The organism is Enterobacter cloacae complex sp. 402C9, from assembly GCF_050030745.1.
Lineage (GTDB): Bacteria > Pseudomonadota > Gammaproteobacteria > Enterobacterales > Enterobacteriaceae > Enterobacter > Enterobacter intestinihominis.
On sequence record NZ_JBLGUW010000003.1, the window covers coordinates 39,730 to 58,390 of the forward strand.

19 protein-coding genes and 3 pseudogenes are annotated in these 18,661 nt (G+C 52.2%); 5 read left to right on the forward strand and 17 right to left on the reverse strand.

Features of this window, described 5'->3' with window-relative positions; all coding sequences use genetic code 11:
- Positions 1–286: 286 nt before the first annotated feature.
- Together ACQG1K_RS24930 and ACQG1K_RS24935 are read right to left on the reverse strand one after the other, a co-directional pair.
- Positions 287–441 (reverse strand): annotated as a pseudogene (locus ACQG1K_RS24930) (IS256 family transposase); the annotation flags it as partial.
- 263 nt (positions 442–704) lie between these two features.
- Positions 705–1,193: a hypothetical protein gene (locus tag ACQG1K_RS24935; RefSeq protein WP_223998204.1), complete on the reverse strand. Its 489-nt coding sequence runs from the start codon at positions 1,191–1,193 to the stop codon at positions 705–707.
- Between the two features lie 908 nt (positions 1,194–2,101).
- Between ACQG1K_RS24935 and ACQG1K_RS24940 the strand changes: the two genes are divergently transcribed.
- Positions 2,102–3,091, forward strand: a complete 990-nt coding sequence (locus ACQG1K_RS24940) for a tyrosine-type recombinase/integrase (RefSeq protein ID WP_213802887.1) — start codon at positions 2,102–2,104, stop codon at positions 3,089–3,091.
- A gap of 211 nt (positions 3,092–3,302) precedes the next feature.
- On the opposite strand, the gene ACQG1K_RS24945 is transcribed toward ACQG1K_RS24940, so the two are convergent.
- From ACQG1K_RS24945 to ACQG1K_RS24965, 5 genes and pseudogenes are all read right to left on the reverse strand, one after another.
- Positions 3,303–3,719, reverse strand: a complete 417-nt coding sequence (locus ACQG1K_RS24945; RefSeq protein WP_023327722.1) for a type II toxin-antitoxin system YafO family toxin — start codon at positions 3,717–3,719, stop codon at positions 3,303–3,305.
- Complete coding sequence (locus ACQG1K_RS24950) at positions 3,710–4,237, reverse strand: hypothetical protein (RefSeq protein ID WP_223195142.1); 528 nt, start codon at positions 4,235–4,237, stop codon at positions 3,710–3,712. The genes ACQG1K_RS24945 and ACQG1K_RS24950 overlap by 10 nt, the downstream gene beginning before the upstream one ends.
- 121 nt (positions 4,238–4,358) lie before the next feature.
- On the reverse strand, positions 4,359–5,144 hold the full coding sequence (locus ACQG1K_RS24955; RefSeq protein ID WP_213802889.1) for a DsbA family protein: 786 nt from the start codon (positions 5,142–5,144) through the stop codon (positions 4,359–4,361).
- A gap of 28 nt (positions 5,145–5,172) precedes the next feature.
- Positions 5,173–6,300, reverse strand: a pseudogene (locus ACQG1K_RS24960) (conjugative transfer relaxase/helicase TraI domain-containing protein); the annotation flags it as partial.
- A 39-nt stretch (positions 6,301–6,339) separates the two neighbouring features.
- Positions 6,340–6,534: pseudogene (locus ACQG1K_RS24965) on the reverse strand (antirestriction protein); the annotation flags it as partial.
- Positions 6,535–6,900: 366 nt separating this feature from the next.
- Between ACQG1K_RS24965 and ACQG1K_RS24970 the strand changes: the two are divergent.
- The gene (locus tag ACQG1K_RS24970; protein ID WP_126493942.1) at positions 6,901–7,290 is read left to right on the forward strand and encodes a hypothetical protein; all 390 of its coding nucleotides are present in this window, start codon (positions 6,901–6,903) and stop codon (positions 7,288–7,290) included.
- Between the two features lie 43 nt (positions 7,291–7,333).
- Here ACQG1K_RS24970 and ACQG1K_RS24975 read toward each other — a convergent pair whose 3' ends face one another.
- The 7 genes from ACQG1K_RS24975 to parM all read right to left on the reverse strand — a co-directional run bounded on the left by ACQG1K_RS24975 (position 7,334) and on the right by parM (position 11,936).
- Complete coding sequence (locus ACQG1K_RS24975; protein WP_126493943.1) at positions 7,334–7,756, reverse strand: DUF1380 family protein; 423 nt, start codon at positions 7,754–7,756, stop codon at positions 7,334–7,336.
- A 54-nt stretch (positions 7,757–7,810) separates the two neighbouring features.
- Complete coding sequence (locus ACQG1K_RS24980; protein WP_126493944.1) at positions 7,811–8,032, reverse strand: hypothetical protein; 222 nt, start codon at positions 8,030–8,032, stop codon at positions 7,811–7,813.
- Complete coding sequence (locus ACQG1K_RS24985; protein WP_126493945.1) at positions 8,029–8,721, reverse strand: DNA methylase; 693 nt, start codon at positions 8,719–8,721, stop codon at positions 8,029–8,031. Before ACQG1K_RS24985 ends, ACQG1K_RS24980 begins: the two co-directional genes overlap by 4 nt.
- Positions 8,722–9,165: 444 nt before the next feature.
- Positions 9,166–9,633: a hypothetical protein gene (locus ACQG1K_RS24990; protein ID WP_126493946.1), complete on the reverse strand. Its 468-nt coding sequence runs from the start codon at positions 9,631–9,633 to the stop codon at positions 9,166–9,168.
- A 389-nt stretch (positions 9,634–10,022) separates the two neighbouring features.
- Positions 10,023–10,286, reverse strand: coding sequence for a hypothetical protein (locus ACQG1K_RS24995; protein WP_126493947.1), 264 nt, complete (start codon positions 10,284–10,286; stop codon positions 10,023–10,025).
- Positions 10,287–10,290: 4 nt separating this feature from the next.
- A complete protein-coding gene (locus tag ACQG1K_RS25000) occupies positions 10,291–10,962 on the reverse strand; it encodes a plasmid partitioning/stability family protein (protein WP_126493948.1) in 672 nt (223 codons plus the stop codon).
- Positions 10,963–10,964: 2 nt separating this feature from the next.
- On the reverse strand, positions 10,965–11,936 hold the full coding sequence (gene parM, locus ACQG1K_RS25005) for a plasmid segregation protein ParM domain-containing protein (protein ID WP_126493964.1): 972 nt from the start codon (positions 11,934–11,936) through the stop codon (positions 10,965–10,967).
- Between the two features lie 232 nt (positions 11,937–12,168).
- Between parM and umuD the strand changes: the two genes are divergently transcribed.
- From umuD to repE, 3 genes are all read left to right on the forward strand, one after another.
- Complete coding sequence (umuD, locus tag ACQG1K_RS25010) at positions 12,169–12,600, forward strand: translesion error-prone DNA polymerase V autoproteolytic subunit (protein ID WP_126493949.1); 432 nt, start codon at positions 12,169–12,171, stop codon at positions 12,598–12,600.
- Positions 12,600–13,871, forward strand: a complete 1,272-nt coding sequence (locus tag ACQG1K_RS25015) for a Y-family DNA polymerase (RefSeq protein WP_229078598.1) — start codon at positions 12,600–12,602, stop codon at positions 13,869–13,871. Before umuD ends, ACQG1K_RS25015 begins: the two co-directional genes overlap by 1 nt.
- Before the next feature lie 443 nt (positions 13,872–14,314).
- Positions 14,315–15,070, forward strand: a complete 756-nt coding sequence (gene repE, locus ACQG1K_RS25020) for a replication initiation protein RepE (protein ID WP_126493951.1) — start codon at positions 14,315–14,317, stop codon at positions 15,068–15,070.
- Positions 15,071–15,370: 300 nt separating this feature from the next.
- On the opposite strand, the gene ACQG1K_RS25025 is transcribed toward repE, so the two are convergent.
- The 3 genes from ACQG1K_RS25025 to ACQG1K_RS25035 form a co-directional block, all read right to left on the reverse strand.
- Complete coding sequence (locus tag ACQG1K_RS25025) at positions 15,371–16,729, reverse strand: hypothetical protein (protein ID WP_126493952.1); 1,359 nt, start codon at positions 16,727–16,729, stop codon at positions 15,371–15,373.
- Positions 16,730–16,933: 204 nt separating this feature from the next.
- Entirely contained in the window at positions 16,934–17,713 is a 780-nt protein-coding gene (locus tag ACQG1K_RS25030; protein WP_426760354.1) for a hypothetical protein, read from the reverse strand.
- A gap of 189 nt (positions 17,714–17,902) precedes the next feature.
- Entirely contained in the window at positions 17,903–18,607 is a 705-nt protein-coding gene (locus ACQG1K_RS25035; RefSeq protein WP_001067855.1) for an IS6-like element IS26 family transposase, read from the reverse strand.
- Positions 18,608–18,661: the final 54 nt, after the last annotated feature.

Genomic DNA, 18,661 nt, shown 5'->3' on the forward strand with positions numbered 1-18,661 from the left:
AGGCAGAAATACACCAGTTTAAACAATCATTCATCTGGTTTTGCGAATACTGATATTGATGATACTAACGGCCCACCGGCCTGTTGAGGAACCTGTAAAACGGAAAGGCTCATTGAAGCCGTATATTTTCTGGAGGTTCATCAGGCGCGGAACTCATCGAGGCGCGGGAATAAAATCCCATTCAGACGCCGGATAGATTCAAGCAAGCCAACTTGTCGTCAAAATCGGTGTTGCAAAAACGGGAGTGACCATAGATTCCGTTTTCTGAGACGACCCCAATATATGAAAGGTGATCGCTAAGGCAGTCACCGAACTCGATAATAAAACCACTAATCGCCAGTCGCCAGTTCTGGAGCGGTATACTCCATTTTTTCGACGCATCCTTGATCGGCAGAGATATAATCTTCCGTACCGGTCATCTGTCGGGAACATTTTGCGTTTATAACTTGATAAGGTACAGTGGATCCCATATATGTATATTGAGGATGTCCCTCTGAAACTCAGGTATCCGTATCATGGGTTTAAAACCAGGTCCCAAACCAATTGCCAAGTCAACAGGAAAGCCAAATCAACGTCGTCGCGATAATAAGGATACGCCCGGTAATACACCCGGATTGAAACCCAGTAAATCTACCGGGAAATGATAATGAAGGGTATAAGTTTCGTACTTATACCCTTATTAGGAACGAAGTTGCAAACTTCGGTTACTGGAGTGGAACATCCCAGCGTTTTACAGCTGTCGCTGAAACCGGTACGCAGTAAGCGGCATCTTTCTGGAGTTTAAGCCTGACATCTGTATCGAACTCAGAATCCAGCGGATTAAATTTCCAGCTTTCCCTATAGGATTTGATTATTTCTTCAGGGCAAAGAAAACTGAATTGATTGGTGGTAAATATAGAAACAGCCCGAACCGAGTAATATTCTCCTGCTTTGATTTTTTTCCTATCCCAAACTGAATTAGAAAAAAACTCCTCCGGATACTCGCTAGATTTTATAATATAGCTGTGGGTGCTGAAATCACTTATACCTGAAAGTTTAATGACGGAATGAGTAAATATAACAGGTAAAACAGTTATTTTTGTAGAAATAAATAACAGTATCATCAGAGACACTATCAGGGAAGTGCTAATTTTTTTGGGGAGTTTATCCTTGGCATCCATTCTGAGGTAAACGAGGCCAGGCAAAATTGTCATAAAAAAACCATATAAGACATGAACGCCATTCCGGCCACGATCCTGAAACTTACCTTTTCAGTTGAAGCAGAAATATTCCTGAATACTATTTCCAGTGGAAACACCTGAAGATGCGCCAGCAGTGCTATACAGAGCGGGATGGCCACATAAATCTGGCATCGCCGCATCCATCTCACCTTCGTATTTTTAATTGATAAGTCGTGTTCTAGATATTTTCGGTTTATCAGGCAGGAAATAATTATGGTCAGTACACCGATACTTAGCAAAGACAGCCAGCCTGAATTATTTTTTACGGCCTGCTGAAATCGAAAGCATAGTAAAATACATAGATAAACGCCATCGGGAACAGTCCTGACAGCATCAGTATCGATAAAAAGTTATTCTGAATTTTATTGTATGTAGGAAGATTATTGATGTCCTGAGGAATGATAATCGGCATGAATATAGAGATTATAAAAAAGATAAATAACAGAATCGCTAATGAGAATACGGCTGCGCAGCAGACCAGAGCGAATAGACTCTTGATGCTCAACACCTCAAAGAAAACATCGAGTCTGTCAAGACGACTGAAATATCCCCAGAGCACAGTCAGCGCGATCCCAGATATGATACCAGACGGAGTTAATACCGAAATTAACAGCGTCTTCCATTTCTGATTCATTGTTAACCTTCCCTCTTTATTATGGTGGTTAAGCTAAATTAGCAGCGTTACATCGTACAGGCACTTACCCGAATCTGACCGTCAACAGCTGTTTGTGTGGCAATGTACGAAGAATTGTTTTTTATCTTCTACTAATTAAAATGTACCTTTGAAAAAGTAGACTTTCTGCGATACGCTCTGGCGGTATCATTTCCCCCGATTTTTCACGCAGCGCGCCGGACGGTTTCCGGCCCTGACGGAGCCCTGGATGACACAGATGCCTGATGATGATCCTGACCTGTCCATGTCGCCGGCGGTCATACCACCTGATGGGGATTTCCTGCCGGCGCTGACAGGCGGCGAGGGTCCGGTCAGTCCCGCCCGGGCGTACCTGCTTTCCCTGAATTCCCCCCGCAGCCGGCAGACCATGGCCTCGTTCCTTAGCATCGTCGCGGACATGCTCGGTTCAGCTTCCATGGATGCCTGCAGCTGGGGCAGCCTGCGGCGTCATCACGTGATAGCTGTGACCGAGCTGCTGCGCGATAGCGGGCGGGCCACGGCCACCGTCAACACCTACCTTTCGGCACTCAAGGGCGTGGCGAAGGAAGCCTGGATGCTCAGGCTGATGGACGTGGAAAGCTTCCAGCACATCCGGGCGGTGCGCAACCTGCGCGGCAGCCGTCTCCCCCGCGGCCGGGCCCTGCTGCCGGAGGAGATCCTAGCGCTGTTCAGTACCTGCGAGGATGATGGCTCCAGTATCGGCCTCCGGGATGCGGCGATGCTGGGTGTCATTCTTGGCTGCGGCCTGCGCCGGTCGGAGGCCGTGGGGCTGGATTTGAGTGACGTTGTCACCACTGAGCGAGCACTCAGGGTGCTGGGTAAGGGGAACAAGGAACGGCTGGCCTATATGCCGGCGGGCACCTGGCAGCGGCTAAAGCTGTGGATCGATGAAGTGCGCGGAGAAAAAGACGGGCCGCTGTTTACCCGTATCCGTCGCTTTGACACCCTGACGAATGACCGTCTCACCGACCAGGCAGTGTACCATGTCCTGCAGGTGCGCCAGCGCCAGGCAGGAATAGCGAAATGCGCCCCGCACGATTTAAGGCGTACTTTTGCCACGGCCATGCTGGATAATGGGGAAGACCTGATTACGGTGAAGGATGCGATGGGTCATGCCAGCGTCACCACCACCCAGCAGTACGATCGCCGCGGCGAGGCGCGCCTGCGAACGGCGCGCGACCGTCTGGATCTGATATGAACTTAACAACACGTTAAGATAACAAGTTAACAAGATAGTAGGTGTGGATGCTCGCATGCTTGCAATTTTCTGAAATGGTGTCACATTGGAACTTCCGTTAAAGTAGGTCTGCCGGCTATCCCGTTTCCCCTTCTGAACCGGGGTGGTTTGGATATGCGGGATGGCCGGTCCTTTTCGTTCTTTTGCCGGGTACCATATGTGATTTTTAGGGTTATGAAGCGTGAAAATCTTCTGCAACTTCAGAAAAGTAGCTGAGTAACCGTGTATCTCTCGCGGGCATACGTTCATGAGCCGGTGTTATCAGCCCCATCAGCAGAAAGCGGCCGCTATCCCACATGTGTTCTGTGTAAATGAGATAGTGATCTGAGGTACGGTTGTAATTCTCTTGTCTGGCACTCCAGGTGAGCTGGAAATGCAGATTAACGTGAATATGCTGGACGTTAGCATCGACAGCGAATGGCGGGTAATCAAAAGGGGCGTCCCTTCCAAGAAGATTTGACGGTGCGCCAGTTGATTTATACGTAATGAACTCTGCTTGTAACTGGCTCTCCAGCTCAGGGTAAACGGCAAACGTGGGCTGGAAAAAAGTATCCCACGTGACATGACTGTACTCAGCTGTTAACGCCATTTAGCCGCTGCCCTGTTGCCTGAATCCAGCAGGTGATTCATGGCCGAGAGGTTGATTCCAGAGTCACGCACTTCTGTCGTTCGTGTGATTTGATCAATAAGACTGAGGTAGTTTTTAGTCGCAAGACTGACCATTTTAATGGCCTTAAAGAATGCAAACTCAACAGAATTCCTGTCATACGACTGAACGATTTTTTTTTCCGGCAGCATCAGAACAAAGGACTCTGCGATACCTGCGACATGGATAGTATGATTTCTGATGTCGCTGGCGACTTTGATAGCGCCGGCGAAATCGCTGTCTGCATACCGTGCCAGCTCGATGCGACTTGAGCGTAATTCTTCAGCTACGTCATTGAGAGCAACAGTGAGCTCGCTGATATCGGTTTTGTTGACTCTGGAGCCCATTTCGTAAACCCGTTCAACAATCGTAGGCTGACACGCAACCGCTTTGGGTTGCGGCTGGAAACTGGCAAGAACCAGTGCCACTGCGGCCTGCAAGTGCTGGATTTTAAATTTCACGACGGGCTCCATAATCATCATCTCTCGACGAGGCGCTGCATTTTACTACTGAACTTAACTATATGCTAAAAAAAGTTGGTTGCATATGTGGCTGGCACAGCAAACAGGAAATTGAAATCTTCTATCTGGCCGTGGCTTTCCGGATTGCTACCTGAAGCCTGTCAGCGGTTACGGCTTCCGGGAAAACCGTGATGGTGTCGGGAGTCGCCCCGCTAACGGGCATGACGATGATCCCCGGCGTTCCGGTGAGTCCCAGCGCCTCCGACAGATTGCTGTTTTTCTCAAGAGACGCGGTATGGTCGCCAGGAGCTGAGGTGGCCAGCCCCGCCTTTGACGCTGCAACGCGAATATCCTCCACCGTCAGTTTGCCTTCATTATGCCCGGTGGCGTAGATGGCATTGTGATAGGTGGCATAGGCCTGCGGCCCTTTCTTTTGCCAGACCGTCAGCCCCTGCTGCGCTGCCTGAAGTGAGGCTTCCCAGCGACCACCAAAAATTGGCCACTCCTTAAAGAGGTAGCGGACGTCCGGCTGCGCTTTCATGACCTTCTCCAGCTCCGGCGCAAAGCGGCTGCAGAACACGCACTGGTAATCAAAGAATTCAATCACCGCGACCTTTGCATTATCAGGCCCGTAAGCCGGGGTATCCGGATCATGCAGAAGGTTCGCCTGATTCTCCATCACGCTGAGTGCAAACATCTTCTGCTTACGTGCCTCCTGCTGTTCCTGCAGCTTATGACTGACCGTCACCAGTATCTCCGGGTGGGATACCAGGTAGTCTGCTGCGATTTCCCCGATACGGGCCTCCTGCTCCGGGCTGAATATCGGCTGAGGGGCCGAAGCGTGTGCCGTTGCAATAAAGCCAATGTATGTTGTAACTATTAATGCTGCTAATTTGTGTACTTTCATCGTCTGAGTCTCATTGTTAAATGGGGGATTAGCGTTCTTTCTGAATGGTACGGGTGAGGGTCTGTTCTTCACGCTCCGGCATGCGGCCGCGTTCAGTATTTTCTGCCACCCTGAGCATGTCGCGCTCAGCGTTTGCCAGATCTGCAATCACACGCGATGCCCGCGACTGTTCACCGGATGCCTTGTCAGCACCTTCCAGCTCACTCCTGACACCTGCAGCAGCTTTCATTTCCTGTCCACCGGTGTTTTCCTCACCTCTCACCCTAGCGATTACATCTGCATCCGGGGTGAGTGGTTCCGGTTTACGCGGGTTAATGTCTTCCGGTTTCAGTCTGATCACCTCTTCCTGCGGAATTTCCGGCAGCAACGACTCCGGCTGCCTGTTCCGTCCGGCGTCTTCATTGCGAATCTGGTCTGCCAGCATCTGTTCGCGCAGTTGCTGTACGTTCTGCTCGTCAGTCAGCGTGGAGACAATACCCGGAGAGACATCCTGTTTTGTCCCACCGCTCACCTTAAGCAACCATGCTGAAGGCGGTTCATCGCCGGTCTGCCAGACCACGCCGTCCTTCGGGTGATGTCGTACTGCATCAAGCGCGGCCGCCAGGTCACTGGCCACAATCGTGTTGCCTGACTGGCTTCGCTGCAGTACCGCACCACGGGCACGTTCTGTCATGACCATCCGGGTCTCCCCCTGTGTCATCCGCCCTTCCGGGCTGGCAACCAGGGAAACCAGGGCCAGGCCCGCACTCCTGCCATTGTTGTCATACACCGGCAGCGCCAGCGCCGGTTCAGGAAAGCGCCGGGTGGCCGGGATGATTTTTGCCGTCAGTGACGCATCCTGCATGCCCTGATGGCGCACCCAGGCGCGACCGATGGCCGTTTTATTCACCGGCTGCCCCATTGCCCAGATGGCTTTCGCCTGTTTGCGCTGCGTTTCTGGTGCCAGCGCATCGTGCGCCGTTTTGATATCACGCTCCGGCGTTTTTACCGCCTTAACCCAGTCCGCTTTCTTGTCGGTGTAAATCTGGACGTGCTCCTTGACGCGGGAAGTTGAAATATAGAAGGCACGTCGGGAAGCCAGTGCCTTACGTCCGTCTTTCGTGCCCTCAAGCGCAATGACATAATCGCTACTGGCCCCCTGTGCGCCGTAGCCGGTATCCGGATTGCAGAAGGTCACGCTCTCCACGTCTGGCGCCATAAAACCGCTGCCGTCCGGCAGACGGTAAAACTGCCAGAAACCACCCTGATAATCGGGGCAATAACGCTGTGCATAGGCGTACACGGACGCCTCAGCGGTCATATAGTCGCCGCCGAACATATCGGGCAAAAAGGTCAGACGCTGCGCGCCCTCAAGACGAACGGCATCACAACAGATCACGGTCTGGTTCATAGATCCTCCACGGTTAACATATTCTCGGTTCCGGCATCGCCGTGACGACACGACAGACCGGCGAAAAGCGGAGGACGCAGGGGCGACGCCGCAAGCCGCAGCGCAAAGCCTTCACGGGCTGAATGCACCGTGAAGGGTGCGAACGGGTGAGGACGGAGGCGACAGCGAACCCTTGTGGCCGATGCGGCCGGGCTACAGTGAAGTCACGGCTATGCCGTCGCCGCACGGCGTTTCAGGGGAGTTTTACTGTCCCGACGCGGCCCGGCGGGCGGCGGCGGATAAAGGCGGAAGGTACTGACATCCTTATTTTGTACTGGCTGGTTAAAAAATGTAGATTCATGAGTTGCGTTTTACAGGAGTCAGATAATGCGCGAAGAAATTTTAGATAAGGCTACCAAAATTGAATCCCTGCTTTGCAAGCTTGGGGGAAGTGGTCGCGGAATGCATGAAAAATTAAGCTCAATTGAGCAAATTATTGATACCACTTTTGTTAAAAAAATTCGCTGGATCGCCAGCGTGCGTAATAAGGCTGCGCATGAAGCTGATTTTTACGTCGACATTGCTGATTTTATAGAAGGCGCGGATCAAGTTATTGCGTACCTGGAAACGATAATTGCCGAACAACACCAGACATCGAAGAATGACGGAAGCAAGGAATCAAAGGGCTGGAATGAAATGTCCGGATGGGAGAAAGCAGGTACTGTTGCTGTAATAGGTGCAGGTATAGTGTTTACTCTTTTCAAGATTTTTGAGTAGGTTCTGCATATTAGGCAGCCGGGGGATTCCCCCCGGCTCGTTATCAGGCAGCCAGTGCGTCTTTGAGCGCATATACGTCGTTACGTGCCGCCTGCACGGACTCTGGCTCCGGCCGTCCGGCCTCCCATGCCTGCCCGGTACGGTGCTCCAGCTCGCGTTCATAGCCACGCACGACGCGGGAAAGGAGGGATGCCGGCACACTGACCAGGCGGTTTGCAGCCTCGCGCTGACGGGCCAGGAGGTCGCTGACGTCTGAATTTGTGACACCATCCCGGCGGTAATCCGCCATAGTCATTGCACCGATGTCCTTCATCACGGCACGAATTTCGGCCACATCCGGTTCGGGCTGGTTTTCACGGCAGGCCACGCTGATCCCCTCTTCCGTCCAGACCAGCAGGGTCAGGGGTTCGTCAAAAGTGAACATGTTTTCGAGCTGCACACAAAGTTCTTCACGGGTTCCGTACATTGTTTTTCTCTCTTTATCAGTGTCAGAGGCCGGGCCTTCGCCCGGCCGGGTCAGTCAGTCCTGAAAGGTTTCGTCCAGCACCAGGGCTTCGCGGTATGCTTCCAGTAGCAGGGTGTTAATACGACGCAGACTCTGGGCGGCCATTCGTTCAGCCAGCGTGGCCGCATCGTGCCGGTGCTGTGATTCGAGACGGTTCAGCAACATCCGCACGTCACACATGGCGTTACTCAGTGCGGCCACGTCCGCACGCAGGTCTTCAAGTCCGGGATAGTTCATGCGGCCTCCGGCCAGTCAGGATAAAAACCGCTGTCATTTGCCGCCGGCATTCTTCTCGCCCGTTCAACCTGTGCGAGACGGCGAACACCGGCGGCGTGGTACTGTTCCAGCATCTCGATACCGATGTAGCGGCGGCTGGCTTCGGCGGCGGCCACGCAGGTGGAGCCGCTGCCGGCGAACGGGTCCAGGACAATGGCGCCCGGACGCGTGAGGGATTCAATCAGCGGGCGCAGGCTCTGCACCGGCTTCTCGGTCGGGTGGTGGTGGTTGCCCGTGTATTTCCAGGGGATCACGTCCGGGATGGGACGGTCCGGCGTCTGCGGTCGGCCCTTCGCCAGCAGGTAAGCGTTCTCATGGGTGTAGCCCACGAAGGTTGATTTTGACGCGTAGCTTTTGGCAAAGACGACATGCCCGACAACGCGGAAGCCGGCCGCTTTCCAGGCATTCAGGAACAGTTCTGCACGGTTCCAGGCGTAAAAGCTCACCATCAGACTGTCGTTTTTCAGGACACGGTACATTTCGTGGCACGCAGGCTGGAGCCATTCTGCTGAATTGTCCCCGGCCAGGGTGCGGCCGGTGCGGTCCTTGTAGCCCACAAGGTATGGCGGATCGGTGAGAATAAAATCGACGGCACGCGCCGGAAAACGGGACATCACCTGCACGCAGTCACCCAGGATAAAACGGGACATAGACACACTCCTCTCTGATATGCGGCACCCTGTTGCGCCGTGCCGCCACAAAAACCCGGCTCTGAGCGGAGGGTGCAGGGGCGATACCGCAAGCCGCAGCGCAAGCCTTTCACGGGCTGAATGCACCGTGAAAGGTGCGAACGGGTGAGGATATCGACGAAGTGAACCCTTGTGACCGCAGCGGCCGGGTTAGCGTGAAGGCACGGCGTTGACACCCGCCGCCGGCAGGGCGGCATAAATGCGGAGGGAACCGACACCCTTTGCGTCCCGAATGACAGGACATGACTGCCCGGTGGCGGCCTGTTTTTGTGCGATATATGGCGGGTGTAAATGCGTGGGTGTTATGTGATCATCCGTCCTGAAACCATCTGAAGGGTTTTCACTTAAAACGAATGGCATGATTTCAGGACACCTTCCTCCCCGGGAGGTGTCCATTTTTTGGTGTCAGCGCCCCTTCACCCGGTCAATGGCAGACTGCAGTGTGTCCCAGTTAAATCCGATGCCGGCATCGTGGCTGTGGTTGCAGATACGCATGGCTTCAGCAATCTCCTCCTCAGTCAGGCTGTTATCAAGGGACAGAAAGTCATCTTCAAGCCAGAACGTCCCCATACACAGTGCATCAGGCGGATACTGCTGTAGTCTCGCGATGAGTGCCGCCACGGTCACATCATCGCGACAGGCTGAAAGAGGCGGCAGCACGCGATCGGCAATGTCATTCCAGCACCAGTCATCGTCCTCCGGAACCGTCGACCGGAGCGTGGTTTTCTCCACTCCCGGTAGCAGGGAAAGCTGCTCCAGAATTTCACCCAGGCACAGTCGTTCACTGCTGGCATCCTGGCTCCCCAGGTAATGGTTGTTGATATACACGGCAAATTCGCCGTTATTCAGTTCAATACAGGTCAGTCTGAACATGGTTATGTCCTCAGCATCCGGCACCTGTCTGCGCCGTGCCGACACAAAAACCCGGCGGAAAGTGGAGGACGCCAGGGCGATGCCGAAGCCGCAGCGCAAGCCCTTCACGGGCTGAATGCACCGTGCAGGGCGCGAACGGGTGAGGACGGAGGCGAAAGCTTCCCTGGCGGCCGAAGCGGCCGGGTTAGCGTGAAGGCACGGCGGGTAATCTGTCCGGGAAGATATTAAGCGGGAAAATTTTACATTAGGTTAAAACGTGATTTACATCACATTTTGTCACTGTATAATCGCCGAAAAATTATGCGATTTATTTTGACGGCAGGGATGAGATGTCACCCTGCCGTTTTTTTTCCTGGAGTGTTCAGTGCAGAATTTAATGATGTTCTTGCTCAGGATCGGCCCTTCGCCTTTTTATCGTCAAAAGCCAGGAGAATCCCGAGTCCGATGAGTGAGGCGTAGCAGACCTGCATCACGATAGTCACCGGGAGAGAGATGTTATCAACCAGAACCCCTGGAATGACGGCGGCCACGCCAGCCAGTATCATCCCCCGCCCGATCTTCTTCACCCAGTCGGGCCACTGAGATTCAGGCACGTTCCGGGCACGCAGAAGGTTGTGAATGAACTGCTCTGCTGTTCGTTTAATCACTGACATGTTTTTAGTCTCCAAATGCCCGTCGCATGTTTTTCTTTATTCCGGCGGTTTCCGCTCCGGGTGATGTGGTGACGGGCGAAGCCGCTTTTTCCGTCTCTCCCGCTTCGCTGATGCCCGCGCCGCCAGGTTCTGCACGAACCATCTGCCGGACAATGGCCTGTAACTCACTGACCGTAGCCGGTGGCACCGGCAGGCTGGCCAGCAGACGCGGCAACTCCGGCGCCGTGGTGTGCAGTGCCAGCCCGGTGATAATGAGGTTTCTCAGCAAATCGCCACGCAGGCGTGACGATACCCCTGCCAGCAACTCTTCAACCCGCTTACTGCTCCGGTCATCCTGAAGCGCAAGCGTGTAGCGCCTGCGTTCCCTCTCCGCAGGCATTTCTACGGACAGTTTCCGGGTATCAGGCTCTTCCGGTAACCCGGACAGGGATGACCAGGTTCCGGATACCATCGCCATCACGGCACAAAGCCGGACGGCGCTGAGCTGGCCGTCAAAGAACACCGGGATTAGCGCAGGTAAACGGGGATCAGCCTGATACACCACCGCACCTGCGGTGGCGACTGTCCGGATAAATTCACCGCGCAGTGGCTGCGAGATGGTGTTTATGGTCGCCATCGCCGCGATGTCGGTGCGATCATCACTGTGCAGATAGAAAGAATACAGGCCGTCCGGCACGTTTAGTCCTCTTTATTGTACAGGGCAATCTCTCTGGCCAGCGCCAGCTGGGGATCGCCAATAACCTCGATACGTTCAGGAGCCAGAGGCCAGGCCTGACGTATCGCCTCTTCGATCAGGGAAGCCCCTCCCCCGACCAGAAATACCCGGTTCACGTTCCTGAAGGCGGTCAGCTCGCTGGTCACGCGCGCACCCAGTGCGGCAATCGCTTCGGCTATTTTTCCCCGGACGTAATCAATCTTTTCGGCGTCGTTGATGACCCGCTGTAAATACTCACCATCATCCCGGTGACGGATGACACTGTCAGCAATCAGGGCGCTGGTTTCACTGTCTGCTGCCCGCAGTGCACCTGCGGCTGCGCGTGTCACCAGTGAAACACCGACAGACGGGTTACCATGTACCGCACTGATATCATCAAACTGACCAACAATTACACCTGCATCGAGCGTGGTTCCGCCGAGATCGATAATCAGGGTGGTTTCACCGGCTCCGGGCTGAAGCTGAGACAGTCTGGTAAACGCTGCCGGCAGTGATTCCGGCATGACCTTCACATCCGTCACGGTGAAGGCGCAGCCTTTGTTGAGTGTCAGTTCCCGCATGAGGTTCTCCCGTTTACGGCGGATATTCACCTCATTGCGCTGACAGTCCTGATCGTAATACTCACTCAGGGGCAGCGTGACCGTCAGGCTTACCGGCTGCGGCTCCAGGCCACTGTTCAGCAGAGCATGGTGAACAGCCAGCAGGTTAAGATCGCCGTACTGATAGTCCACGTTCGTCGTCGGAATCGCATCCCGGCTTACACTGTCCCACGTGTATTTCAGTGGCCCCACCTGATAGTTGAACGTCGCCGCACTGAATTCCGCCACTTTCCAGCCGTGCCGGAATGAGTTTGCCGAGATCCGGGTCTTCAGTTCATCGCCTTCAAACCATGCCAGCTTAACATTTGTTGAACCATCATCGCAGAAAATCTTCATCATTATGCACCATTAGTTACACTCAATTTGATACTAATTATAAGAGCAAAATGAAAAAACAAAAGCGTTATTTCTCAAATTGAGACACTCAAGAATATCAAAATGATAATTACAATCAATTTGAGTAACTTATGCATCTCACATAGTTCTTAATGCGGGCCTTCTGGATTATCTTTGCCTGGTTAAATATACTGTATGTACATACAGTATATTTTTTTAGTCAGGAGGTAACATGAAGCTACAGCTTTTTAGCCCCGGGACAGATACCCCGCCACAGACCCATCCGTTTTTCGCCGATCTGGCCAGCTGCGGTTTTCCCAGCCCAGCCGGCGATTACGTTCAGTCAGATCTGGATCTGCATGAGTACTGCATAAGGCATCCGAGCGCGACCTATTACCTTCGGGCCTGTGGCGACAGTATGTCTGACGGCAGCCTTTATAATGGCGATCTGCTGGTTGTGGACAGTGCAGAGAAGCCCCGGCACGGCGATATCGTTGTGGCCAGCGTGCAGGGGGAATTTACGGTCAAACGGCTCCTGCTGACGCCACGACTGACACTGCAGCCCATGAACGCCACCTGGTCCCCCATCTATCCGGACCCGGACGAACTGGACATTTTCGGTGTCGTCACGCACATCATCCACCGTCCCAGGGAGATGTACTGATGTTTGCCCTGGCCGATGTGAACAGCTTCTATGCCAGCTGTGAACGTGTTTTCCGCCCGGATTTAAAAGGGAAACCCATTGTCTGCCTTAGCAACAATGACGGCTGCGTGATCGCGAGAAGTGCCGAAGCGAAGCCCTGGATAAAAATGGGCACCCCGTGGTTCCAGATGAAGAACGAACGTTACCCTGAAAAAATATTTGCATTTTCAAGTAATTATGAGCTTTACGCCTCGATGTCAGCGCGCGTGATGAGCTGCCTCGAGGAGCTGGCGCCGAGGGTGGAACAATATTCAATTGACGAGATGTTCCTCGATCTGAGCGGTGTGTCGCATTGCATGGACCTGGAAGACTTTGGCCGGCAGCTGCGCCAGCACGTATATGACTGTACCCGCCTGACCATCGGCGTGGGGGCTGGACCTACGAAAAGTCTGGCAAAATCAGCCCAGTGGGCCTCCAAAGAGTGGAAACAGTTCCGGGGCGTGCTGGCCCTGACGCGGGATAATCCTCAGCGAACCCGTAAACTGCTGTCACTTCAGCCGGTCGAAGAGGTCTGGGGCGTGGGAAATCGCATTGCACGCAAGCTCAATGTACTGGGTATCAGGACCGCACTTGATCTGGCCCTGACGAACCCGGCCTTCATCCGGAAAAATTTCTCCGTGGTTCTCGAGCGAACGGTGCGCGAACTGAACGGGGAAAGCTGCATGTCGCTTGAGGAATCACCACCAACGAAACAACAGATTGTCTGTAGTCGCAGTTTTGGCGAGAAGATTACGGAGTACGATTCGCTCCGCCAGGCTGTCTGTCAGTACGCAGAACGGGCCGCTGAAAAACTGCGTCAGGAGCACCAGTATTGCCGGCACATTTCCGTTTTCGTCAAAACGTCTCCGTTCGCCGTTAAAGAACCTTATTACGGCAATGTGGCCACGGAGAAACTGCTTACCCCTACTCAGGATACCCGTGACATCATTGCGGCCGCCACAACGGCTCTGGAGCGCATCTGGAAGGATGGCCACCGGTATGCCAAAGCCGGAGTGATGCTGAATGACTTTACAGGTTCAGGCGTTTCGCAGTTGCAGCTGTTCGACGAACGGCCACCACGTCCTCACAGCGCTGAGCTGATGAAGGTTCTCGATGGAATTAACCATTCCGGCCTGGGACATGTCTGGTTTGCCGGACGAGGAATTGCGCCTTCCTGGCAAATGAAACGCGATATGCTGTCCCCTGCGTACACCACCTGCTGGAAAGATATCCCCATCGCGCGGATCAGTTAAATTTCGCCTTTCAGAAAGAGCCAGTAGTGCTCGCCGCAGCCGAACGACAGGGCGAAGCCCGCGAGTGAGCGAGGAAGCACCAGGGAACAGAACGAACATATTCTGCTTACGCTCGGTATTGAATGGATACCCTACTCAGGTTTATCCACTTATCCACATGCATATTTTTATAAGATCTTTTTAAAGGGTTGTTAGATCTACCTTTTTAGAATACCTCTAAACCCTTTAACCATGCGGCTTTCAGAAGGTTCTCTGTGACAATTTGCCCTTTCTCTGTGACAAATCACCCTCAAATCCCCTATTTAACTGTGACAGACTGCCCTTAACCCTGTGACAAATTGCCCTCAAAAAATGCCAGATATCACAAAGTTATCCCTAGTTGTTGACTCTGTTTCAATAAGTGTGACAATCTAAAAACCTGTCACACTTAACATGGATCTGTCATGGCGGAAGTTGCGGTTATAAATCATAAGAAACGTAAGAATAGCCCGCGAATTGTCCAGTCTAACGAACTGACTGAAGCGGCTTACAGTCTTTCCCGAGATCAGAAGCGTATGCTTTATCTTTTCGTGGATCAGATCAGAAAATCTGACGGTACACTTCAGGAACATGATGGTATCTGTGAAATTCAGGTCGCGAAATATGCAGAAACCTTTGGGCTAACTTCAGCAGAGGCCAGTAAGGATATTCGCCAGGCGCTGAAAGGTTTTGCCGGTAAAGAGGTCGTTTTCTATCGGCCAGAAGAAGACGCCGGTGAAGAAAAAGGTTATGAATCCTTTCCCTGGTTCATTAAGCGTGCCCACAGCCCCTCCAGAGGCCTTTATAGCGTTCATATCAACCCCTACCTTATCCCATTCTTTATTGGCCTACAGAACCGCTTCACGCAGTTCCGCCTGAGTGAAACTAAAGAGATCACTAACCCCTATGCCATGCGCCTGTATGAATCCCTTTGTCAGTACCGTAAGGCTGATGGTTCTGGAGTGGTTTCACTGAAGATTGACTGGATTATGGAGCGATATCAGTTACCGCAAAGCTATCAACGTATGCCTGACTTCCGCCGTCGTTTTTTGCAGGCCAGCGTGGATGAGATCAACAGCAGAACTCCGATGCGTCTGTCTTACATAGAGAAAAAAAAGGGCCGCCAGACCACGCACATTGTGTTTACTTTCAGTGATATAACATCAATTCTGCCCGATTAATTAGAGGGTGGCTTGTCACATTTAAGAGGGTAGTTCGTCACACTTGTTTGCTGAGCTGAGGGCAATTTGTCACTGGAAACCATCCAGAGCCCTGTTCCGGGTGGATTTACCTATTCGGATTAGCTCCCAAACCTGCTTTATCGCCCTTTATGAGGGCAAATTGTCACAGTTATTTAAGGGCGTATTGTCACATGTCCCTGCAAAAACTGAGTGCCAGTTGTCACACCCATGTTTCCATGCCCTGTCCCTCAGAGTGAGGGTAAATTGTCACAGTTTGCCTGAAACAAGGAAGCCTCATCCCTAGCGCTGTATTTTACCTGCACTGAAAATGTGTCTGAGCAAAACACTGTTAAACGTTTTATCTGAAGCAGCTGGCCAGCCTGGCGGGTCTGTTAGCAAAACGCCTTCCTGCTCCATCCAGCTGTGAGTGTAATGTTTACGTTCGATGTAGTCCTCTGACTCATAACCCATTGTTTCAATGATGAACGTCGTTACTGAGCTTCCAGTTGCGGGTACCACATTCAGGATGAAATCAGGATGGATCACTTCCTCCACACCGTCCTTGATACTTTTCGTCGTGAACAAAGGTTTGCTGAGGCTTATCGCATCCGGGTGATTTGGCTGATTGCTGGCATAACTGCTCGCATTGATGATCACCTTAAGGGTGTCACGTTCCTTGTTACTGTCGACAGGCACCGGATTATCCAGCGTGTAGGCTGCATGGGCATAGCCTTCGTGGCAGTAAACGTTACCATCCCTTCCCCTCCTGTATTCAATAATGACCCAGTAAGGAGCTCGACTGCCGGCATTGTAGGAGTTTTCGCCATTTATACTGACCCGCGCCTCCGGCCGGTGCGTGAAAGTTTTTCCCCGAACGTTGAAGGTCACTTCTTCCCGGGAGGCGTCTGCCGTTATTCCGATGACATACACGCACGGTTCTTTTTCCTGACTGTTGAAACCGTCCGTCTTTTCAAGAGCTGAGAGCATTTCGTTAATGCGTTCGATACTCAGCCAGGGGGCGCAGCTGAATAACTGATTCAGGGAAGTACCATTCCTCATTGAGTGGTTATCCAGCACTTCTTTTATCCTGCTGATTGCCCCCGAAAGCCCCGGACTCTGGTTCTCAGGAATCAGTTCCAATTGATTCAGACCTGCAGCCTGGACCAGCGTCAGTAATTTGCGTCCCAGTGCCGGGACGGGTTTCAGTGTCTTACGCCTGCGCTTACGTGGCACTACCGGCCCATCCACGGGGACTGCTCTTGTATCCTTCTTCCTGTCCGGGAGCCAGTCATCGCCTCCGACAGGGTTCAGAGGGCTGGTTTTACTTTCACCTTGAGTGTTGTCAGCATCCTTCTCTTTTTTAAGACGATACAGCGGGCACTGTTCATCATGCGGCCTTGTGGTTTTTACATGGCGTAACTTGGCCACGTTCACTTCGCAATTATAGGGACCTTCAATTCCAGATACCGGGTCAACACAGTCACACTTGATCCATAGTTCCTGTCTGTCCATCTCTTCAAGAACCTGGTTAACAATGCGTAAATCAGCATGACCGGGTTTGCGCCCATTGCTGAAGACGTGAAGCAGGGCTTCCTTTTCCGCCAGGTTCAGTTTCCTCTCAAACCGCCCTCTGGGATTTTTTTTCCAGACCAGTTCCATACCTTTCTCCTGACAGCGAAACCCTTCAAACGATAAGATTGAGATGAATTTCAAAAGTAATACAAAAGAGATACAAATGAAATACAATAAAACATACTACGGGAATGCAAATGAAGTACAGACACTGAGATTTCACTTAGGTCTAGCTCTTCATTTTTCGGCGATGTTGTTTTATAAATGACATACAAATAAAACACAAAAGAATTACATTTGTACGTCATTTTCATTCTGAAATTGTTGCTGAAGCCCATCCAGAATCTGTTTGTCTATACCAGCCAGAAATTCGTGCATGAGCTCCTCGAGCTGATTTACATGATGGCGCTCAATTAAATGGTGCTTCCCTTTCTTATCCCGGCCATTTCGATGAACAATGTCGTGTCGAATGATCACTGAACGCGCTATATCCTTCAGTATATCGGGCGGGAAACTGACAAGGAGACATTCCTGATAGAGTTTTTTCACTGTCGGGATATGATGAAATGACAGGCTGAATAGCTCCTCTTCGATAACTTTATCGAGAGAATCAAGTTGGTTATAAATGTCTGAAAGAGGTTTTTTGGCGCCGCCCTTGAATTTCTCGTAGCTCTCAACGAAACGCCGCTTGACCGAAGGATGCTTTACTGCCCGTATGAAGATATCTGCAAGGTAAGCTTCCATGACGGTAATGATGCCGGAGTAACACATTCTCAACAGCACAGGATTTTCGGGTGTTGAGGTGACCAGTGCACTTAACTCAGAGAGGCTCTGTCTGACATGTCTAAGCGGTTGAGTGGCTCCTGCATGTTGTTCTTCCAGATCGTCAAAATCATCAGTCAATTCGGCAGAAATGAGCCATTTCAGGTCCAGTTCGCATACAGCATCATCCTCAGTGATTAGCAGAATCGCTAAAGAGTAAAAGTCTTGTTGTGTACACGGGAAATTAAAGTTCGAATCACGAACCCAGGGGCAATCACCGTCAACCGAGCTGACCATCAGGGAAAGCATCGGATCACCGGTTTCAATCCACGTCAAAAGTTGGGAAAAATCTCTCTCGTTACTCGGCCAACATGCCGCCGTATTTAACCGCTCAAGCCAGTCATCCAGCGTCGCATTTTCAAGAACCGGGATGACGTGCTTCAGCCGGCACTGTTGCAAAGTTAGCGATGAGGCAGCCTTTTGTCTTATTCAAAGGCCTTACATTTCAAAAACTCTGCTTACCAGGCGCATTTCGCCCAGGGGATCACCATAATAAAATGCTGAGGCCTGGCCTTTGCGTAGTGCACGCATCACCTCAATACCTTTGATGGTGGCGTAAGCCGTCTTCATGGATTTAAATCCCAGCGTGGCGCCGATTATCCGTTTCAGTTTGCCATGATCGCATTCAATCACGTTGTTCCGGTACTTAATCTGTCGGTGTTCAACGTCAGACGGGCACCGGCCTTCGCGTTTGAGCAGAGCAAGCGCGCGACCATAGGCGGGCGCTTTATCCGTGTTGATGAATCGCGGGATCTGCCACTTCTTCACGTTGTTGAGGATTTTACCCAGAAACCGGTATGCAGCTTTGCTGTTACGACGGGAGGAGAGATAAAAATCGACAGTGCGGCCCCGGCTGTCGACGGCCCGGTACAGATACGCCCAGCGGCCATTGACCTTCACGTAGGTTTCATCCATGTGCCACGGGCAAAGATCGGAAGGGTTACGCCAGTACCAGCGCAGCCGTTTTTCCATTTCAGGCGCATAACGCTGAACCCAGCGGTAAATCGTGGAGTGATCGACATTCACTCCGCGTTCAGCCAGCATCTCCTGCAGCTCACGGTAACTGATGCCGTATTTGCAGTACCAGCGTACGGCCCACAGAATGATGTCACGCTGAAAATGCCGGCCTTTGAATGGGTTCATGTGCAGCTCCATCAGCAAAAGGGGATGATAAGTTTATCACCACCGACTATTTGC